The 19,366-nt window shown below is 60.0% G+C and carries 15 protein-coding genes; 8 read left to right on the top strand and 7 right to left on the bottom strand.

From position 1 onward, the window contains the following. Positions 1 to 18 precede the first annotated feature (18 nt). The 3 genes from ACODTD_RS19055 to choX form a co-directional block, all read right to left on the bottom strand. Positions 19 to 984, bottom strand: coding sequence for an L-carnitine dehydrogenase (locus ACODTD_RS19055; protein ID WP_011336297.1), 966 nt, complete (start codon positions 982 to 984; stop codon positions 19 to 21). A gap of 70 nt (positions 985 to 1,054) precedes the next feature. Then, positions 1,055 to 1,942, bottom strand: coding sequence for a 3-dehydrocarnitine:acetyl-CoA trimethylamine transferase CdhC (cdhC, locus tag ACODTD_RS19060; protein ID WP_011336296.1), 888 nt, complete (start codon positions 1,940 to 1,942; stop codon positions 1,055 to 1,057). A 75-nt stretch (positions 1,943 to 2,017) separates the two neighbouring features. Next, the gene (gene choX, locus ACODTD_RS19065; RefSeq protein WP_011336295.1) at positions 2,018 to 2,962 is read right to left on the bottom strand and encodes a choline ABC transporter substrate-binding protein; all 945 of its coding nucleotides are present in this window, start codon (positions 2,960 to 2,962) and stop codon (positions 2,018 to 2,020) included. Between the two features lie 192 nt (positions 2,963 to 3,154). On the opposite strand from choX, the gene ACODTD_RS19070 reads away from it, so the two are divergent. Continuing rightward, positions 3,155 to 4,102: a GlxA family transcriptional regulator gene (locus tag ACODTD_RS19070; protein WP_221615990.1), complete on the top strand. Its 948-nt coding sequence runs from the start codon at positions 3,155 to 3,157 to the stop codon at positions 4,100 to 4,102. Positions 4,103 to 4,177: 75 nt separating this feature from the next. Here ACODTD_RS19070 and ACODTD_RS19075 read toward each other — a convergent pair whose 3' ends face one another. The 4 genes from ACODTD_RS19075 to ACODTD_RS19090 form a co-directional block, all read right to left on the bottom strand. Continuing rightward, a complete protein-coding gene (locus tag ACODTD_RS19075; protein ID WP_285354367.1) occupies positions 4,178 to 4,783 on the bottom strand; it encodes a Shedu immune nuclease family protein in 606 nt (201 codons plus the stop codon). A gap of 145 nt (positions 4,784 to 4,928) precedes the next feature. After that, on the bottom strand, positions 4,929 to 5,354 hold the full coding sequence (locus ACODTD_RS19080; RefSeq protein WP_221615992.1) for a DUF3010 family protein: 426 nt from the start codon (positions 5,352 to 5,354) through the stop codon (positions 4,929 to 4,931). Positions 5,355 to 5,430: 76 nt separating this feature from the next. After that, a complete protein-coding gene (locus ACODTD_RS19085; RefSeq protein ID WP_285354368.1) occupies positions 5,431 to 6,450 on the bottom strand; it encodes a hypothetical protein in 1,020 nt (339 codons plus the stop codon). A gap of 65 nt (positions 6,451 to 6,515) precedes the next feature. After that, on the bottom strand, positions 6,516 to 6,917 hold the full coding sequence (locus ACODTD_RS19090) for a lysozyme inhibitor LprI family protein (RefSeq protein WP_221615994.1): 402 nt from the start codon (positions 6,915 to 6,917) through the stop codon (positions 6,516 to 6,518). Positions 6,918 to 7,151: 234 nt separating this feature from the next. Between ACODTD_RS19090 and ACODTD_RS19095 the strand changes: the two genes are divergently transcribed. The 7 genes from ACODTD_RS19095 to ACODTD_RS19125 all read left to right on the top strand — a co-directional run bounded on the left by ACODTD_RS19095 (position 7,152) and on the right by ACODTD_RS19125 (position 19,364). Further along, on the top strand, positions 7,152 to 8,129 hold the full coding sequence (locus ACODTD_RS19095) for a dipeptidase (protein WP_221615995.1): 978 nt from the start codon (positions 7,152 to 7,154) through the stop codon (positions 8,127 to 8,129). A 76-nt stretch (positions 8,130 to 8,205) separates the two neighbouring features. Further along, complete coding sequence (locus ACODTD_RS19100) at positions 8,206 to 8,736, top strand: DUF5943 domain-containing protein (RefSeq protein WP_007926354.1); 531 nt, start codon at positions 8,206 to 8,208, stop codon at positions 8,734 to 8,736. Between the two features lie 15 nt (positions 8,737 to 8,751). Continuing rightward, on the top strand, positions 8,752 to 10,812 hold the full coding sequence (dgcA, locus tag ACODTD_RS19105) for a dimethylglycine demethylation protein DgcA (protein WP_011336289.1): 2,061 nt from the start codon (positions 8,752 to 8,754) through the stop codon (positions 10,810 to 10,812). A gap of 155 nt (positions 10,813 to 10,967) precedes the next feature. Beyond that, entirely contained in the window at positions 10,968 to 12,917 is a 1,950-nt protein-coding gene (gene dgcB / locus ACODTD_RS19110) for a dimethylglycine demethylation protein DgcB (RefSeq protein WP_011336288.1), read from the top strand. Beyond that, positions 12,917 to 14,137 carry an electron transfer flavoprotein subunit alpha gene (gene etfA, locus ACODTD_RS19115; protein WP_489105095.1) on the top strand — a complete coding sequence of 407 codons (1,221 nt, stop codon included), beginning with the start codon at positions 12,917 to 12,919 and terminating at the stop codon, positions 14,135 to 14,137. Before dgcB ends, etfA begins: the two co-directional genes overlap by 1 nt. Before the next feature lie 9 nt (positions 14,138 to 14,146). Beyond that, positions 14,147 to 14,917: an electron transfer flavoprotein subunit beta gene (gene etfB, locus ACODTD_RS19120; protein WP_169432226.1), complete on the top strand. Its 771-nt coding sequence runs from the start codon at positions 14,147 to 14,149 to the stop codon at positions 14,915 to 14,917. A 994-nt stretch (positions 14,918 to 15,911) separates the two neighbouring features. After that, complete coding sequence (locus ACODTD_RS19125) at positions 15,912 to 19,364, top strand: GMC family oxidoreductase N-terminal domain-containing protein (protein ID WP_489105096.1); 3,453 nt, start codon at positions 15,912 to 15,914, stop codon at positions 19,362 to 19,364. The last annotated feature ends 2 nt before the right edge of the window (positions 19,365 to 19,366 follow it).

Consider the following 19,366-nt stretch of genomic DNA (forward strand, 5'->3'; position numbering starts at 1 on the left):
GGGACGCTCAATATGCGATTACTCGCTGAAACTCATTCCATGCTTTTCTTTGGTGGTCTTCACCGCCTCAAGCACCGCCAGCAAGCAATCATCACGATAGCGCTCCAGCGCCGAAATACTGTGCCGGCCCAGTTGATCGCTGGTGCCGTCCACCACATCGTCGATCAACTTGTCGGTCAGTTCCGGCGCTGGCAGGTATGTCCACGGCAGCTGCAACGCCGGGCCGAACTGCGACATGAAGTGGCGCATACCGGCATCGCCACCGGCCAGGGTGTAAGTCAAGAATGTGCCCATGAACGACCAGCGCAGCCCGGCGCCAAAGCGGATTGCATCATCGATTTCACCGGTGGTCGCCACCCCGTCGTTGACCAGGTGCAGCGCCTCGCGCCACAGCGCTTCGAGCAGGCGGTCGGCGATGAAGCCCGGGACTTCCTTGCGCACATGCAGCGGGCGCATGCCGAGGGATTCGTAGACTTTCATCGCGGCCTGCACGGCTTCGGGCGCGGTGTTCTTGCCGCCGACCACTTCCACCAATGGCAGCAGATAAACCGGGTTGAACGGGTGACCGACCACGCAACGTTCCGGGTGGGTCGAGCTCTCGTAGAACTCGCTCGGCAACAGGCCGGAAGTGCTGGAACCGATCAGCGCATTCGGCTTGGCCGCTGCGCTGATCTTGCTGTGCAGGTCCAGTTTCAGTTCGAGGCGTTCCGGGGCGCTTTCCTGGATGAAGTCCGCATCGCGCACGCACTCTTCAATGGTCGCGACAAAGCGCAGGCGATCCTGCGACGCACCCGGCGCCAGACCATTTTTCTCCAGCGCGCCCCAGGCATTGGCCACGCGTTTGCGCAGCGCCGCTTCAGCGCCCGGCGCCGGGTCCCAGGCCACCACGTCGAGGCCGTGGGCGAGGGCGCGGGCGACCCAGCCGCTGCCGATGACGCCGCTGCCGAGTGCTGCGAAGGTTTTGATTTCGGTGATAAAGCTCATGGTCACTTCCTGGAGTGAGGCAAAAAAACGGTGGGCGTCAATCGCCCGCCCACCGGGGGAAAGGGTGATTTCAGCCGCGCTGGGTCAGGCCCATTTTCTTGCGACCTTCAGCCGGGGTCAGCACGCGGGCGCCGAGGCGGCTGAGGATTTCGCTGGCGCGTTCGACCAGTTGGCCGTTGGTCGCCAGCACGCCTTTGTCCAGCCACAGGTTGTCTTCCAGACCGACCCGCACGTTGCCGCCGAGCAGTACCGCTTGCGCGGCCATCGGCATCTGCATCCGGCCGATGCCGAACCCGGCCCACACCGCGTCGGCAGGCAGGTTGTCGACCATGGCTTTCATGGTGGTGGTGTCGGCCGGCGCGCCCCACGGGATGCCCAGGCACAGCTGGAACAGCGGATTGTCGAGCAGGCCTTCCTTGATCATCTGTTTGGCGAACCACAGGTGGCCGGTGTCGAAAATCTCCAGCTCCGCCTTCACGCCCAGCTCGGTGATGCGCTTGGCACCGGCGCGCAGCTGGGCCGGGGTGGAGACATAAATGGTGTCGCCGTCACCGAAGTTCAGGGTGCCGCAATCCAGGGTGCAGATTTCCGGCAGCAGTTCTTCGACGTGGGCCAAGCGGGTCAGCGGGCCGACCAGATCGGTGTTCGGGCCGAACTCCATCGGGTTCTCGCCCGGGCCGATTTCCAGGTCGCCACCCATGCCGGCGGTGAGGTTGACGATGATGTCGACGTCGGCTTCGCGGATACGCTCCATGACTTCGCGGTACAGCGCCACGTCGCGGCTGAACTTGCCGGTCTGCGGGTCACGAACGTGACAGTGCACGACCGTGGCGCCGGCCTTGGCCGCTTCTACTGCGGCAGCTGCGATCTGTTTTGGGGTGACCGGCACGTGTGGGCTTTTGGCGGTCGTGTCGCCAGCACCGGTGAGTGCGCAGGTGATGATGACGTCGTGATTCATGGTGCGTTTTCCTTCAGGCGTGATGGGTCTGTTCGCAGCCCGTGGCAGGCTGCGAAGTGGTTCGTTCGTTGCGGTTTATTTGCTGGTGAGCTGGAGGTTTTCAGCCGCCGGTTTGCCATCGAAAGTGGTGACGCCTTCGAGCCAGCGCTGTTTGTCCTGCGGGTGATCCTTGAGCCATTGTTTGGCCGATTCGAAAGCGTCCTTGTGATCGAGCAGCGGCTGCATCATCCGGCTCTCGTCTTCGGCGGTGAACGTCAGGTTGCTCAGCAGGCGGCTGACGTTCGGGCATTGTTCGGCGTATTTCGGCGCGGTGACGGTCCACACGGTGGCCATACCTTCGTTCGGGCCGAGGGCGTCATCGCTGCCGGTCAGATAGGTCATCTGCACGTTGACGTTCATCGGGTGCGGCGCCCAGCCGAAGAACACTACGGCCTCCTTGCGACGCACGGCGCGATCAACGGCGGCGAGCATGCCGGCCTCGCTGGATTCCACAAGCTGGAACTTGCCAAGGCCGAACTGGTTCTTGGCGATCATCGCCTTGATCTGGGTGTTGGCGCCCGAGCCAGGCTCGATGCCGTAGATCTTGCCGCCCAGTTCTTTCTCGAACTTGGCGATGTCGGCGAAGGTTTTCAGGCCCTTGTCCGCCAGATAGGTCGGCACGGCGAGGGTGGCGCGGGCGTCTTTGAGGCTTGGTGCTTCGAGCACTTTGACCTGGTTGGCATCGACGAACGGGGTGATGGTCTGGGTCATCAGCGGGTTCCAGTAGCCGAGGAACAGGTCCAGACGCTGGTCGCGGATGCCGGCAAAGACGATCTGCTGGGAGGCGCTGGTCTGTTTGGTGCTGTAGCCGAGGCCGTCGAGCAGAACCTGGGCCATGGCGCTGGTGGCGATCACGTCGGTCCAGTTCACCACACCCATGCGCACGTTCTGACACGATGGGGAATCGGCCGCCATGACACTGGCGCTTAAAAACGCGGTACCGCTGAGTGCGAGAACACAGCTGCTGATCAGTCGTTTCATGTCGGGTTCCTCGGCAGGTCGTTATTGTGGGTTCCGGTGTCTGTGCGCCGGTGATGCTCAAATTACGCAGCTGTACGCCCTTGAAAGCGCACTGCGGCGACCAGCTCTTGCACTGCAGCGACCTGTGCTCTTGAATGCCGCTCGCAACTGGCGTATCAACGTTGCACGCTACCCGCTGACCGAGTGCGCGCCATGTCCCAGGATTTCTACTTTCTGTTGATGCCGGGTTTTTCCGCCATCGGGTTCATCTCTGCGATCGAACCGCTGCGGGTGGCCAACCGCTTTCGCGGCGAGCTGTATCGCTGGCACGTCTTGAGTGCCGATGGCGGGGCGGTGCTGGCGAGCAACGGGATGTCGGTCAACGCCGATGCGGCGCTGGAGCCGCTGAAGAAAGGGGCGACACTGCTGGTGGTCGCCGGTTTCGAGCCGCTGAAATTCGCCACCCCGGCGCTGGAGCATTGGCTGCGACGGCTGGACAACGAAGGCGTGACCCTCGGCGCCATCGACACCGGCAGCTTCGTCCTTGCCGAAGCCGGTCTGCTCGATGGCCATCGCCTGACCCTGCACTGGGAGGCCATCGACGCCTTCAAGGAATCTTATCCACAGCTCAGCGTCACCCAGGAGCTGTTCGAGATCGACCGTCGGCGCATCACATCCGCCGGCGGCACCGCGTCCATCGACCTGATGCTCGACCTGATTGCCCAGGCCCACGGCCCGCAACTGGCGATCCAGGTCAGCGAGCAGTTTGTATTGGGGCGGATTCGTCCGCGCAAGGACCACCAGCGCATGGAGGTCGCCACGCGCTACGGCATCAGCAACAAGAAGCTGGTGCATGTGATCGGCGAGATGGAGCAGCACAGCGAACCGCCGCTGACAACTTTGGAACTGGCGGAATCGATCAAGGTGACCCGGCGGCAACTTGAGCGGTTGTTCCGTCTGCACCTGAACGACACGCCGAGCAATTTCTATCTGCGCCTAAGACTGGAAAAGGCCCGGCAGCTGTTGCGCCAGACCGACATGAGCGTGCTGGAAGTCAGCATCGCCTGCGGATTTGAATCCCCGTCGTATTTCACCCGCAGCTACCGGGCGAAGTTTGCCCGGTGTCCGCGGGAGGATCGGCGTACGATACCTATAGATTAGATGTTGGATGATTTTGGTAGTTGAAGGTCAATAAAGACTGCCGCTAACATTTGCTCCTTTTAGTTGGGAGGGCTTTTAGCGGAGTTTGTTATAATTCCTGTTTTGATAGGCTACACATTCTAAATAATTGGGAAAGTTGCTGCCGGTGAGAAAGTCTTTTTTTTCTCTTGCCCAACCGTCATAGGTTCTTATTTGGATATAGTGGTTTTCTTCCGTCTTGGCTGTCCATCTATCCTGTCTTTGGATGCTGTTAATTTCTGCGCTTCGACCGTATATCAGTATCCCTCGTGGGGCATACATTGTGATTGCGTCCCCGGATTTTCGTCTTAAAGGTTCTAATTGTTGGCTTAGTGATTCTCTATTTTTGGAGCACCAGATTAACCAGTCATTGACTTGTTGCAATGCTTGATTGAAATCTTGTGTAAATTGATCGTTTTTTGTGAAAATGGATTTGCTCGGGCTTTCTAGCTCGACCAGATAAACAAAACACCGTCCCGACTGAGGGTTGACATATGAGAAGTCAGTTATGTAGTCGGTGCCAAGTGGGAATTTTCGGATAACGGCGTTGCCCATGAGGTACCCGCTTCCGCAGATGGCTCCAACATTAGACTCGAAAAAATTTTGGCAGTCGCGCTCTTCAGGGTTTGTTTGTAATAGTGCTTCTAGTGTGTTGTTTGTCATATTTTAATGTTTTAGTATGTTTATGATTATGCTGATTTTTTTTGCGCGAGATAAGTTTGGTCTTGTTGTAATTGTTTCGCTATGCATTAGCCACAATGAGTGTAAATAGATTCGGTCTGGGTACAAGCCGGTTAGTGTTTACCGATCAAGACCTAAATTTTTTCGCCAATGCCGCGCAACCTGCCTTGTACGCCTCATGCTGATATTTGTTCAGCGTGCCCGGCAGCTCGAAATTGTGCTTCTTGGCCTCGGCGTTGATCGTCTGCGGCGAAAGCAGCGTCACCTCGCAACCATCCAGCAACTGAAACACACCCTCGATCTTGAACGTGGTCGGGCCACCTGCAAACTCGCCCTTCTTGCTGCGCTTCTTGATCGCGATGCGATCGATGGAGTTCTCGCGCACGAACGACGCGACCTGCGCGGCGAATAGTTTGACGTTGGCCGTCTCGTCGTCATCGTCCAGCGCGATTTTCTTGGTGCTCAGCGCGACATGGCTCAGCGCCGAACCGTCGAGGGACGCCACCGCGATAATCGCTTCACTGCCTTTGATTTCGATACCGCAAATGTTCATGTGAATCCCTTTAGATGAAGATGCCAGGCACCGCGATAATTATGGAAATGAACCCAGTTATGAAGGATGTGTGAGATCACCATTGGAAAAGTGAATCCCAACGTGTTTGTGCACGGCTTTTGTAATTCCCAATAATGTCTTGTTCAAGCTTTCCTTCGGAAGGGGGCAGATTTCCTTCCGCTAATAGGGTCTCGTGTAGAAATAGAATGGACGCTGAAAACTTTCCTTTACATGCATTTGTAAAGCCACGTCGTTTTGACTTTGGCATGCATAAGTAGGTGTGGGCGACAAATCTTCTCAGATGGTTTTCGGTGTTTTTATTTGCGCTTTCGAGATTGCTCCATGAACTATGAGCCAAGCTGTTTCTGACAGCTCTTAAAAGATTCAGACCATCGAGTGTTGCTGGGGACAAGGTTCCAGCTTTATCCAGGGCATCAATTTTATTGGAAAATGACGGGAATGAGCCCTGCCTGATCGTCAGTGAAATATTGTTTTGCCGAATAATTGAATCTAGAACACCTTCGATTAAGAGTGTGCTTGAGTTTGCCGTCTTTAGTGCATCGTATTTATGAACGATACCGCCAGCTCGAGTCAAGGACTCCAAGTCTACTCCATCAGTAGTCAGCGCTTTTTCAGTAGTTTTTGCCAGTATAAAAATAGTATCAGTCGAAATTTTTTCCAGATGTTGGATGTAGCTCTTGAGGATTTCAGTTATTTTTGCGTGTGCCTGGAGGAAGTCTTTTTGAATAAACAGTATTTTTGGGGAGTTTGCTATTCTTTTGAGACTGACTAGCGGGAGGCTTGGTAAGCGAACGCTCTTGCCTTCATGTCCTTCAACTTCCAGTCTTTCGAGCGTTAAATATTTTTTGTGCAGGAAAAAACTGATGATCTTAAGGAACGCTTTGGTCTTCGTCTCGTCCAGCGTCAAGATCGGCGTTTTATCTACACAAACGAAAGAATATGTTTTTAGAGACGCTGGGATCAAGCTAAGGCTGTCTGCGGATTTTGCATGGCTCAGCAGTCGATCTATTCGATCCGTCTCACTAATTCCGGATTGATGAAAGAGTGCGTCTTCGAGAATATCTTCCTGTTCCATTTTTAGCTAAATCGTTCCTGAAATAATAAAGTCACCGCTTACAACGATATACGGAATGAGGAGAGTCACTCCTGACCAATCGACTCCAAAAACTCCGACCGCTCGTCACTCATCCGCGCCACGCAGTCATTCTGCGCAATCTTGAACGCCTTGCTGCCGTCCGTCGCCGGGAAGGCTTCTACGGCGCAGTCGGCGTCGCGGGTTTTCAGCCATTGTTGCTGGGCGGCCTTGAGTCTGGCGGTGATGTCGGCCAGTTGTGCCGGGTTCTTGCCGTAGGCGGTCTGCATGCGCTCGTTCAGGCTGGCGTAGTTGTCCTTGAGCAGGTCCTCGGCGGTGGTGCGGCTGTAGGCCGAACATTCCAGGGTCTGGATGTCGTTTTCCACCGCGTCGCACGGGTTGTTGTCGGACTCTTCGGCGGCGTGTACGCCGGTCGCAATCAGGGCCAGGGCCAGGAAGATCGATTTCATTGATGTCGCCGCTCTAATCCAGTGGTGTTTCCGGGATGCGGCAGATTCTGGCTCAAGCTCGCGGGCTTGAACAGGTGGCCGGTCGGACCGGTTGGCGACCCTTTGTCGCGGATTGACGCTTTCGGCAATTCCCCTGTCGTTTTTGCACCCGGCTGGTCGCGCACCGAGGCATATGCTGGCCCCAAAGCGCCGGCAGACGATTCGGCGCATGAATCGCCAATAAGGGGACGCCTGATGAGCCCAGCCGAATTACACGCCGACAGCATCGTTATCGACGGTCTGATCATTGCCAAATGGAACCGCGAGCTGTTCGAAGACATGCGCAAGGGCGGTCTGACGGCGGCCAACTGCACCGTGTCGGTGTGGGAGGGCTTTCAGGCCACGGTCAACAACATCGCTGCCAGCCAGAAACTGATTCGCGAAAACAGCGACCTGGTGATCCCCGTCCGCACCACCGCCGACATCCGCAAGGCCAAGGAGCAGGGCAAGACCGGCATCCTCTTCGGCTTCCAGAACGCCCACGCGTTCGAAGACCAGATCGGCTATGTCGAGGTGTTCAAGCAGCTCGGCGTCGGCATCGTGCAGATGTGCTACAACACCCAGAACCTGGTGGGCACCGGTTGCTACGAACGTGACGGCGGCCTGTCGGGCTTCGGTCGCGAAATCGTCGCCGAAATGAACCGTGTCGGCGTCATGTGCGACCTGTCCCACGTCGGCTCCAAGACTTCCGAGGAAGTCATCCTCGAATCGAAAAAACCGGTCTGCTATTCCCACTGCCTGCCGTCGGGGCTGAAAGAGCACCCGCGCAACAAGTCCGATGAAGAGCTTAAGTTTATTGCTGACCACGGCGGTTTCGTCGGCGTGACCATGTTCGCGCCGTTCCTGGCCAAGGGCATCGATTCGACCATCGACGACTACGCCGAAGCCATCGAATACACCATGAACATCGTCGGCGAAGACGCTATTGGCATCGGCACCGACTTCACCCAGGGTCACGGTCAGGACTTCTTCGAATACCTGACCCACGACAAGGGCTACGCCCGCCGTCTGACCAACTTCGGCAAGATCATCAACCCGCTGGGCATCCGCACCGTCGGCGAGTTCCCGAACTTGACCGAGACCCTGCTCAAGCGCGGCCACTCCGAGCGCGTGGTACGCAAGATCATGGGCGAAAACTGGGTGAGCGTCCTCAAAGACGTCTGGGGCGAATAAGCCGCCGCTTCCCGAATACTTTCCCCCGGCCGTCCGTGCCGGGGGCAACACCAAAATTTTCTGGAGTTAAGTTTCCATGGCCAAGATCGCCCCGCAATTGCCAATCGAAGTCGACAGCGAGACCGGTGTCTGGACCTCCGACGCCCTGCCGATGCTGTACGTGCCCCGGCATTTTTTCGTCAACAACCACATGGGCATCGAGGAAGTACTGGGCGCTGACGCCTATGCCGAGATCCTCTACAAGGCCGGCTACAAATCCGCCTGGCACTGGTGTGAAAAAGAAGCCGAGTGCCACGGCCTGGAAGGCGTCGCGGTGTTCGAACACTACATGAAGCGTCTGTCGCAACGCGGCTGGGGCCTGTTCAAGATCCAGGACATCGACCTCGACAAAGGCACCGCCAGCGTCAAGCTCGAACACTCGGCGTTCGTCTACGTCTACGGCAAGGTCGGGCGCAAGGTCGACTACATGTTCACCGGTTGGTTTGCCGGCGCGATGGACCAGATCCTCGCCGCTCGTGGCAGCAAGATCCGCACCGTGGCCGAGCAGGTCTACGGTGGCTCCGAAGAAGGCCACGACGACGGCCTGTTCACCGTCAAGCCGTTGTAAGTCGAGGAACCCGCCATGGCTTTCGAAGCAATGTTTCAGCCAATTCAAATTGGCAAACTGACCATCCGCAACCGCGTGCTCAGCACCGCGCACGCCGAGGTCTACGCGACCGACGGCGGCATGACCACCGAGCGGTACGTCAAGTATTACGAAGAGAAAGCCAAGGGCGGCATCGGCCTGGCGATCTGTGGCGGTTCGTCCGTGGTGGCGATCGACAGCCCGCAGCAATGGTGGAGTTCGGTGAACCTGTCCACCGACCGGATCATCCCGCACTTCCAGAATCTCGCCGACGCCATGCACAAGCACGGCGCCAAGATCATGATCCAGATTACCCACATGGGCCGTCGCTCCCGTTGGGACGGTTTCCACTGGCCGACCCTGATGTCGCCGTCGGGTATCCGCGAACCGGTGCACCGCGCCACCTGCAAGACCATCGAGCCGGAAGAAATCTGGCGGGTGATCGGTAACTACGCGCAAGCCGCGCGCCGCGCCAAGGCCGGTGGCCTGGACGGCGTCGAACTGTCGGCCGTGCACCAGCACATGATCGACCAGTTCTGGAGCCCGCGCGTCAACAAGCGGACCGACGAATGGGGCGGCACTTTCGAGGGCCGCATGAAGTTCGGTCTGGAAGTCCTGAAAGCCGTACGCGCCGAGGTAGGTGACGACTTCTGCGTCGGCATGCGCATCTGCGGTGACGAGTTCCACCCGGACGGTCTGTCCCACGAAGACATGAAGCAGATCGCCAAATATTACGACGACACCGGCATGCTCGATTTCATCGGCGTCGTCGGCTCGGGTTGCGACACCCACAACACCCTGGCCAACGTGATTCCGAACATGAGTTATCCGCCGGAGCCGTTCCTGCACCTGGCGGCCGGAATCAAGGAAGTGGTCAAGGTTCCGGTGCTGCACGCGCAGAACATCAAGGACCCGAACCAGGCCACGCGGATTCTCGAGGGCGGTTACGTCGACATGGTCGGCATGACCCGCGCCCACATCGCCGACCCGCACCTGATCGCCAAGATCAAGATGGGCCAGATCGACCAGATCAAACAGTGCGTCGGCGCCAACTACTGCATCGACCGTCAGTATCAGGGTCTGGACGTGCTGTGCATCCAGAACGCCGCGACCTCCCGTGAATACATGGGCGTGCCGCACATCATCGAGAAATCCACCGGGCCGAAACGCAAGGTGGTGATCGTCGGTGCCGGTCCGGCGGGGATGGAAGCTGCCCGCGTGGCGGCCGAACGTGGCCACGACGTGACCCTGTTCGAGAAGAAGGAATTCATCGGCGGCCAGATCACTACGGCCTCGAAAGCGCCGCAGCGTGACCAGATCGCCGGCATCACCCGCTGGTTCCAGCTGGAGCTGGCACGGCTGAAAGTCGACCTGCGCCTGGGCACTGCCGCAGACGCCGACACCATCATGGACCTGCGCCCGGACATCGTGGTGCTGGCGGTTGGCGGGCATCCATACCTTGAACAGAACGAACACTGGGGCGCCGCCGAAGGGCTGGTGGTCAGCAGCTGGGACGTGCTCGACGGCAAGGTCGCGCCGGGCAAGAACGTGCTGGTCTACGACACCATCTGCGAATTCACCGGGATGTCGGTGGCCGACTTCCTTGCCGACAAGGGCAGCCAGGTCGAGATCGTCACCGACGACATCAAACCGGGCGTGGCCATCGGTGGTACGTCGTTCCCGACCTACTACCGCAGCATGTACCCGAAAGAAGTGATCATGACCGGCGACATGATGCTGGAGAAGGTTTACCGCGAAGGCGACAAACTCGTCGCCGTGCTGGAGAACGAATACACCGGCGCCAAAGAGGAGCGGGTGGTGGATCAGGTGGTCGTCGAGAACGGCGTGCGCCCGGACGAAGAAATCTACTACGCCCTCAAGGACGGCTCGCGTAACAAGGGCCAGATCGATGTCGAGGCACTGTTTGCGATCCAGCCACAACCTTCGTTGAGCAGCACCGGCGACGGTTACTTGCTGTTCCGCATCGGTGACTGCGTGGCGCAGCGTAATACTCACGCTGCGATCTATGACGCCCTGCGGTTGTGCAAAGACTTCTAAAGGCTTGCACATGACCCTGTGGGAGTGGGCTTGCCCGCGAATGCATGCTGTCAGTCACCGCTGCATCGACTGACCCGGCGCTTTCGCGAGCAAGCTCGCTCCCACAGGAACACGCCGAACGTGTTTCTCCAGGCTGTACTGGTGGGAGCTTCACCATGTTGAACACCCTTCTTCCAATCCTGTTGTTCGCAGCCCTGGCCCTTGCGGTGCTGGGGGCGTTGCGGCGGGTGGCCATGTGGCGTCGGGGCCGGGCCTCGAAGGTCGATCTGATCGGCGGCCTGTTCGCCATGCCCAAGCGTTACATGGTCGATCTGCACCACGTGGTGGCGCGGGACAAATACATCGCCAACACCCACGTCGCCACGGCGGGCGGGGCGGTGGCGTCGATTGTGCTGGCGATTCTGGTGCACGGTTTCGGCCTGCATAACCGCATTCTCGGCTACGCGTTGCTGCTGATGACGGCGGTGATGTTCGTCGGGGCGATCTTCGTTTATCGGCGCCGGCTCAACCCGCCGGCGCGGCTGTCGAAAGGCCCGTGGATGCGCCTGCCGAAAAGCCTGCTGGCGTTCTCGGCCTCGTTCTTCCTGGTGACCTTGCCGGTGGCCGGAATCCTGCCGGAGAACTTCGGTGGCTGGGTGTTGGCAGCGATTCTCGGCATCGGTGTGTTGTGGGGCGTGTCCGAGTTGTTCTTCGGCATGACCTGGGGTGGGCCGATGAAACACGCCTTCGCCGGGGCCCTGCACCTGGCCTGGCACCGTCGCGCCGAACGTTTTGGTGGTGGTCGTTCCACCGGTTTGAAACCGCTGGACCTGAACGATCCGACCGCGCCGCTGGGCGTGGAGAAACCCAAGGATTTCACCTGGAACCAGTTGCTCGGTTTCGATGCCTGCGTGCAGTGCGGCAAGTGCGAAGCCGCGTGCCCGGCGTTCGCCGCCGGCCAGCCGTTGAACCCGAAAAAGCTGATTCAGGACATGGTCGTCGGCCTCGCCGGCGGCACCGATGCCCAGTTCGCCGGCAGCCCGTATCCGGGCAAACCGGTGGGCGAACACAGCGGCAATCCGCACCAACCGATCGTCAACGGTCTGGTCGATGCCGAAACCCTGTGGTCGTGCACCACCTGCCGGGCCTGCGTCGAGGAATGCCCGATGATGATCGAGCACGTGGATGCCATCGTCGACATGCGCCGACACTTGACCCTGGAAAAAGGCGCGACCCCGAACAAGGGCGCCGAAGTCCTGGAAAACCTGATCGCCACCGACAACCCTGGCGGTTTTGCCCCGGGCGGACGGATGAACTGGGCGGCGGACCTGAACCTCAACCTGCTCAGCGAGAAGAAGTCCACCGACGTGCTGTTCTGGGTCGGCGATGGCGCTTTCGACATGCGCAACCAGCGCACTCTGCGGGCGTTCGTCAAAGTGCTGAAAGCGGCCAAGGTCGACTTCGCGGTGCTGGGTCTGGAAGAGCGCGACAGCGGCGACGTGGCCCGACGTCTGGGTGACGAAGCGACTTTCCAGCTGCTCGCCAAGCGCAATATCCAGACCCTGGCCAAATACAGCTTCAACCGCATCGTTACCTGCGATCCGCACAGTTTCCACGTGCTGAAAAACGAGTACGGCGCGTTCGACGGCAACTACCTCGTGCAGCACCACAGCACCTACCTGGCGGAAATCATCCAGGCCGGCGCGCTGAACCTCGGTCAGCACAAAGGCAACAGCGTGACCTACCACGATCCGTGCTACCTCGGCCGCTACAACGGCGAGTACGAGGCACCGCGCGAAGTGCTGCGTGCGCTCGGCATCGAGATCAAGGAGATGCAACGTTCCGGCTTCCGTTCGCGCTGCTGCGGCGGCGGTGGCGGGGCGCCGATCACTGACATTCCGGGCAAGCAGCGGATCCCCGACATGCGCATGGAAGACATCCGCGAGACCGGCGCCGAGCTGGTGGCCGTGGGTTGTCCACAGTGCACGGCGATGCTCGAAGGCGTGGTCGAACCGCGTCCGCTGATCAAGGACATTGCCGAACTGGTGGCCGACGCGCTGCTCGAAGACGCCGCGCCGAACAAGCCTGCCACCCCGGCCAAGCGTGAACCTGCGGAGGCCCACTGATGAGCGACATTATCCGCCGCGATCCCCGCGCCGAATGGATCGCACGCAACCGTCTGCACCCGCTGCACGCGGCCATGCAGCCGGCGCAACACAGCTGGATGGGCCCCAACGGGATCATCCGCAAGAACCTGCACGGCATCGGCTTCATCGGGCCGAACGGCATCAAGCGTATCGACCGCAGCGGCGCCCAGCAGGGCGGGGCGGTCAAACGCTCGGCCGCGGTCGAAGTGCAGTTGCCGCTGCATCAGGTGCCGGCGCCGGCGTTCTACATCAGCGTGGTGCCGGACATGGTCGGCGGCCGCTTGAGCAGCCACGACCGCGACCTGCTTGGTCTGGCTCATCAGCTGGCCGGCAGCGACGGCGCGGTGCTGGCCGTGGTGTTCGGTGAGCACAAGGAAAACGCTTTCGCCACCGCAGGCGTTGACCGCTTGCTGGTGCTGGAAGGCGAAGAATTCAGCGGTTATGCACCGGAGCAACGGATCCAGGGCCTGCGGGCTGTGGATAACCAGTTCAACCCGCGTCACTGGCTGCTGCCGGACAGCCGCAGTGGCGGCGGCGAACTCGGTCGGCGCTTTGCTGCCGCACTGGGTGAACGCCCGGCGACACGGGTGTGGCAGGTCAAGGATCAGGAGTGCATCGGCCGCGCCGGTGCCGGTCTGCAGGATCTGGCCCGCCCGGTGGCGCGGTTGATTCTGGCGTCGGCCGAATGCGCGGAACCGGTCAGCGAAACCCGTCACGAAGCGCTGCCGGTGGAGTTATCCACACCCGTCGCACGCAGCCTGTCGCGGATCGAGGATCTGGGTGCGGTGGCGGTGGATCCGGCAGCGATTCCGATGGCCGAAGCCGAGTTCATCTTCTCAGGTGGTAACGGGGTCAAGGACTGGGAGCTTTTCCACAGGACCGCCGCCGCCCTCGGCGCTACCGAAGGCGCTTCGCGGGTGGCGGTGGACGATGGCTTCATGGCCCGCGACCGTCAGGTCGGCGCGTCCGGCACCTGGGTCACCGCGCGGGTTTACGTGGCCGTGGGGATTTCCGGGGCGATCCAGCACCTGCAAGGCATCGGTGCCTGCGACAAGGTGGTGGCGATCAACCTCGATCCGGGCTGCGACATGATCAAACGTGCCGACCTGTCGGTGATCGGCGAGAGCGCGGAAATTCTTCAGGCCTTGATCGCGGCGGTAGACGCTTACCGCAACGAAGCCAAGCGCGATGCGGCTTAAGGAACGGTTATGAGCACAAAGATCATCAGTCTGGTTTCAATCGGCGCCCACCCGACCTCCGGCCGCCCTCGCCGCGCAGATCAGGACGCCCGCGCGGTGGAGCTCGGCCTGCAATTGGCGGGGGACAACCTGCAAGTGCTGCACGCCGGTGACATCGCGGAACCGGCGCTGCGCGCCTATCTGGGCATGGGGCTTGCGCAGATGCATGTGCTGGAACAACCGGCGGGCGCCGATGCGTTGCCGGCGTTGACCGAGTATCTGCGAGATGCCGGTGCCCAGATGGTGTTGACCGGCAGCCAGGCGGAAACCGGCGAAGGTTCGGGGATGCTGCCGTTCCTGCTGGCCGAAGGGCTGGGCTGGCCATTGGTGGTGGGGCTGGCGCAGGTCGAGTCGATCAACGACGGTTCGGCGCTGGTGCTGCAAGCGTTGCCCCGTGGGCAGCGGCGCCGGCTGAAGGTGCGCCTGCCGTTTCTCGCGACTGTGGATAACGCCGCGCCCAAGCCTCGGCAGAGTGCTTACGGGCCTGCGCGGCGTGGTGTTCTTCAGGCGAAAGACGTGGAAGTGGTGGATGACGAACTGCTGGCCGTTGCGACCCTGCAACCAGCCAAGCCCCGGCCGAAACGGTTGAAGGTGATCAAGGCCAAGAGCGGGGCGGACCGGATGAAGGCGGCGACGGCCAAGGCTAGCGGCGGTGGTGGGCAAGTCCTGAAAGGCGTAACGGCGCAGGCCGGTGCCGAAGCCATTCTCAAACTGCTGATCGAAGAAGGTGTTGTCCGCTGAAACCTTTGCTGACCCTCTCCCTTCAGGAGAGGGCGCTTTACCCACAATCCCTGTTGGCGGATCTGTGGATAACGTGTTCGCCCCTCCCTGTACCCCACGCCAATCAAGCTCTCCAGCCCTCAGGTCAAAAAACAACCAGCCTAACTCGCGGTTTTTTCTGAGGTTTTCCCCAGAACAACGCCCAGACTTGCCCCCAATCTCTGTTGGCGCTTCTGTGGATAAGATGTTCGCTATCCGCCAAGAGCCCTATAAACCGTGGCTTACAAGGATCTGATCAAAAAACGCTCAATTCAACCTTTTAACCCGCCAATCCCCACGCAAACCCCGATTTACCAACGCCCTCAGCGCTTTTCCACAGCACTCGCCAAGTTACCCCCGAACTCTGTTGGCGCTTCTGTGGATAAGGTGTTCGCCATCCTCTGCAAGCCAGGTAATCCGTGCCATGTAGAGGATTGATCAAAAAATGATCAATCGCTAATGGAAACCCTGCATCTGGATAAGTCACCAATTTTCTTCACAAAACCCCGATTATTTTTCCAGGTCATCCACAGTTGTCCCCATTAGCTGTGGGTTTCTGTGTGGATAACTTGTTCGCCAAACCCTGCAACCCCCGGCGGGCTTAGTCCAAATCGCAATTGATCAGATTTCATACAGTTCTAAGAGCCCGCCTTGACTTCGATCCGGTGCCTGTCTTCACTGCAATGGCACAAGGACAGCTGTCACTTATCCACATCTGGTTCAGGGAGAACGCGTGATGGATACCCAGCCACACCGCTTACCCCCCAATCCCTGCACGCTCCGCGTTCTGCCGGCTCCTTCGCCGCGCAAGCGTACGTTGCGTCGTGCCGTCAATCAGCACGCCCGTCTGTAGCACCTGATTCCTGCCCAAACCGTTGTACTGCCGTCGGGATTTCCCGGAGGCCAGGTGCCCGTTCGCCCATTGATTGCAGGCAACCGCAGAGTTGCCCCATCTGCCTGAGAGAGGAACCCCCTCATGACACGGATCGCAACGCCCATCAGCGAAATCAAGGAACACTACGACGTGATCGTCATCGGCTCCGGGTATGGCGGCGGCATTGCCGCGTCGCGCCTGTCCAGGGCCGGTAAAAGGGTCTGTCTGCTGGAACGCGGTCGGGAAATCCAGCCCGGCGAATACCCCAACACCATGATCGCCGCGACCGAGGAGTTGCAGGTACACGATCCGGACGGCCACATCGGCTCGCGCACCGGGTTGTTCGACCTGCACGTCAACGCCCAGCAGAACGTGGTGGTCGGCTGCGGCCTCGGCGGCACGTCGCTGATCAATGCCAACGTCTCGCTGGAACCGACCGCCGACGTGTTCAAGGATCCACGCTGGCCACTGGCGGTGCGCGAGGATCACGACGGCTTACTCAAGGCGGGTTACGAAAAAGCCCGAGAGATGCTCAAGCCCAATCCCTACCCAAGCACCGCGCCGAACCTGCCGAAGCTTGATGCCAACAAAAAATCGGCAGACTTCCTCAAGCAAGGCGCGCATTTCTACAAGCCGCCGATCAACGTGACCTTCGACAAACTGCCCAACAACCTCAATCACGTCGGCGTCGAGCAACTGCCGTGCAACCACTGTGGCGACTGCGTGTCGGGCTGTAACAACAAGGCCAAGAACACCACGCTGATGAACTACCTGCCGGACGCCACCAATCACGGCGCGGAGATTTTCTGTCAGGCCCAGGTGCGGCATCTGGAGCGCGACGGCAATGGCTGGATCGTGCACTTTCAGTACCTGGACAGCGGTCGCGAAAAATTCGACGCGCCGACGCTGTTTGTGAAAGCCGACATCGTCGTGGTCTCCGCCGGCACCCTCGGCTCCACTGAAATTCTGCTGCGCTCGCGGGACAAAGGCCTGGTGATGTCCGGCCAGCTCGGCGAGAACATGAGCGGCAACGGCGACATCCTCGGCTTCGGCCACAACTGCGAGCAGACCATCAACGGCATCGGTTTCGGCGCGCATTCGGCCAAGGAACTGCAACCGGTCGGCCCGTGCATCACCTCGATCATCGACATGCGCACCGAGGGTGACCGCAGCAGTCGCATGGTCATCGAGGAAGGCTCGATCCCCGGCGCCCTTGGCCGGCCGATGGTGCCGGCGATGGCCGGGTTCGCCGAGATGATCGGCAAGCCCACCGACGACAGCTTCAGCGGCAAGGTGAAGTACAAGGAGCGCGAAGCCGAAAGCTTCCTGCGCGGCCCGTACCACGGCGCGCTGCACAACATGCAGACCTACCTGATCATGAGCCACGACAGCGGCCAGGGACGCATGGTCCTCGACAACAAGGATCAACTGCGCATCGACTGGCCGGGCGTCGGCGAGCAGGAAAACTTCAAGATCGGCAACGAACGCTTGTACCAGAGCACCAAGGCCCTGGGCGGGATCTGGGTCGAGAATCCGATCTGGACCAAGTTGCTCAAGCACAGCATCGTCTCGGTGCATCCGCTGGGTGGTTGTGTGATGGGTGAAGATGCCGCGCAAGGCGTGGTCAATCACAAGGGCCAGGTGTTCAGCGGCGCCAGCGGCACCGATGTCTACGCCAACCTGTACGTGACCGACGGCGCGGTGATCCCGACATCACTGGCGGTCAATCCGCTGCTGACCATCTCCGCCGTGAGCGAGCGCAACATGGGCCTGCTGGCGGCCGATCGTGGCTGGACGATCGACTACACGCTGCCGTCGGCGCCGCGCAAACAAACCGCGCCGCCGACCCTTGGCGTGCAGTTCACCGAAACCATGAAAGGCTACTTCTCCCGCGCCTTCACCGCCGCGCAAAGCACCGACCTCAAAGTCTATGAAGCTGCCGCCAAACGTGGCGAGGCGGACAACTCGCCAATCGATTTCACCCTGACCATCACCGCCAACGACCTCAACCGGATGATCAAGGAGCCGGAACACGCCGCGACCATCGTCGGCACGGTGATCGCTCCGGCGCTGTCGCCGGAACCGCTGACCGCCAGCAACGGCGTGTTCAACCTGTTCGAGCAATTCGAGCAGCAGGTCGATACGCGTCACATGAAGTACGACATGAAACTGACCGCCGAAGACGGCAACGACTATTTCTTCAGCGCCTTCAAGACCGTGCCGGAAGACAACGGCGTGCTGAATATCTGGCACGACACCAGCACCCTCTACGTCACGCTGTATCGTGGGCCGGACAAGACCGGCGAGGTGATCGGCTCCGGAGTGATGCACATCAAACCGACCGACTTCGCCAAGCAGATGACCACCATGAAAGTCCTCAACGCGCGCAACGAGCGTGAGCGGATCGAAGGGCTGGCGCGGTTCGGCAAGTTCTTCGCCGGAATTCTCTGGGAGAGTTATGGCGGGGTGTTTGCCGGTGACAAATACTTCAACCCCGACGCGCCGCCACGGCTGAAACGGCCGCTGGATGCGCCGGCGCCGGCCGTGCATTTCTTTTCCACCGAAGATGGCGTGCAGTTGCGCCTGACCCGTTATCAGGCCGGCAGCAAAGGCCCGGTAATGCTGGTGCATGGTCTGGGTGTGGGCTCGAATATCTTCTCGACCGACACGATCCAGACCAACCTGCTGGAGTTTCTGTGCAAGCACGACTACGACGTGTGGCTGCTGGATTTCCGGGTGAGCATCCTGCTGCCGGCAAGCAAGAAGGAATGGAACGGCGACCAGATCGCCCAGTACGACTTCAAGGCCGCCATAGCACAGATCCAGCAGGAAACCAAAGCCAAAGACGTGCAGTGCGTGGTGCATTGCTACGGCGCGACCACGTTCTTCATGTCGCTGCTCGCTGGTTTGCAGGGCGTGCGTTCGGTGGTCTGCTCGCAGATTGCCGCCGACACTGTGGTCGCGACCGCAACGGGGTTGAAGGCCGGGCTGCACCTGCCGGGGATGCTCGATGCGATCGGCATCAAATCGATGACCGCTTACGCCGACAGCAAGGAGAACTGGTTCAACCGGCTCTACGACAAGGCGCTCAACGGCTACGCGCGGATCGAAGCCCAGGGCTATTGCACCAACCCGGTGTGCCACCGCATCACCTTCATGTACGCCTCGCTGTATCGCCACGACACCCTCAATGAAACCCTGCATGACAACCTGCACGAGCTGTTCGGCGAGTCGAACATCGAGACCTTCGAGCACCTGGCGCTGATCGTGCGCAAAGGGCATCTGGTGGATTTCAAAGGGCGCGACGTGTACATGCCGCACTTTGATCGGCTGACCATGCCGATCTGCTTTATCAGCGGTGCCGACAACCAGTGTTATCTGCCGGAAAGCACGCTCAAGACCTATCAGCGGGTTTGTGAGAAGCACGGGCCGGAACGCTACAGCCGGCATGTGGTGCCGGGTTACGGCCACATCGATTGCATGTTCGGCAAGAACGCGGTGGTCGATGTGTATCCGATCATCCTTGAACACCTGGAGAAAACGGCCCTCGGATAGCC

It is taken from the genome of Pseudomonas sp. FG35 (genome assembly GCF_057809295.1).

Bases quoted from the DNA above. Each gene is read 5' to 3' on its own strand.
- ACODTD_RS19055 (WP_011336297.1), bottom strand. From the start codon at position 984: ATGAGCTTTATCACCGAAATCAAAACCTTCGCAGCACTCGGCAGCGGC.
- cdhC (WP_011336296.1), bottom strand. From the start codon at position 1,942: ATGAATCACGACGTCATCATCACCTGCGCACTCACCGGTGCTGGCGAC.
- choX (WP_011336295.1), bottom strand. From the start codon at position 2,962: ATGAAACGACTGATCAGCAGCTGTGTTCTCGCACTCAGCGGTACCGCG.
- ACODTD_RS19070 (WP_221615990.1), top strand. From the start codon at position 3,155: ATGTCCCAGGATTTCTACTTTCTGTTGATGCCGGGTTTTTCCGCCATC.
- ACODTD_RS19075 (WP_285354367.1), bottom strand. From the start codon at position 4,783: ATGACAAACAACACACTAGAAGCACTATTACAAACAAACCCTGAAGAG.
- ACODTD_RS19080 (WP_221615992.1), bottom strand. From the start codon at position 5,354: ATGAACATTTGCGGTATCGAAATCAAAGGCAGTGAAGCGATTATCGCG.
- ACODTD_RS19085 (WP_285354368.1), bottom strand. From the start codon at position 6,450: ATGGAACAGGAAGATATTCTCGAAGACGCACTCTTTCATCAATCCGGA.
- ACODTD_RS19090 (WP_221615994.1), bottom strand. From the start codon at position 6,917: ATGAAATCGATCTTCCTGGCCCTGGCCCTGATTGCGACCGGCGTACAC.
- ACODTD_RS19095 (WP_221615995.1), top strand. From the start codon at position 7,152: ATGAGCCCAGCCGAATTACACGCCGACAGCATCGTTATCGACGGTCTG.
- ACODTD_RS19100 (WP_007926354.1), top strand. From the start codon at position 8,206: ATGGCCAAGATCGCCCCGCAATTGCCAATCGAAGTCGACAGCGAGACC.
- dgcA (WP_011336289.1), top strand. From the start codon at position 8,752: ATGGCTTTCGAAGCAATGTTTCAGCCAATTCAAATTGGCAAACTGACC.
- dgcB (WP_011336288.1), top strand. From the start codon at position 10,968: ATGTTGAACACCCTTCTTCCAATCCTGTTGTTCGCAGCCCTGGCCCTT.
- etfA (WP_489105095.1), top strand. From the start codon at position 12,917: ATGAGCGACATTATCCGCCGCGATCCCCGCGCCGAATGGATCGCACGC.
- etfB (WP_169432226.1), top strand. From the start codon at position 14,147: ATGAGCACAAAGATCATCAGTCTGGTTTCAATCGGCGCCCACCCGACC.
- ACODTD_RS19125 (WP_489105096.1), top strand. From the start codon at position 15,912: ATGACACGGATCGCAACGCCCATCAGCGAAATCAAGGAACACTACGAC.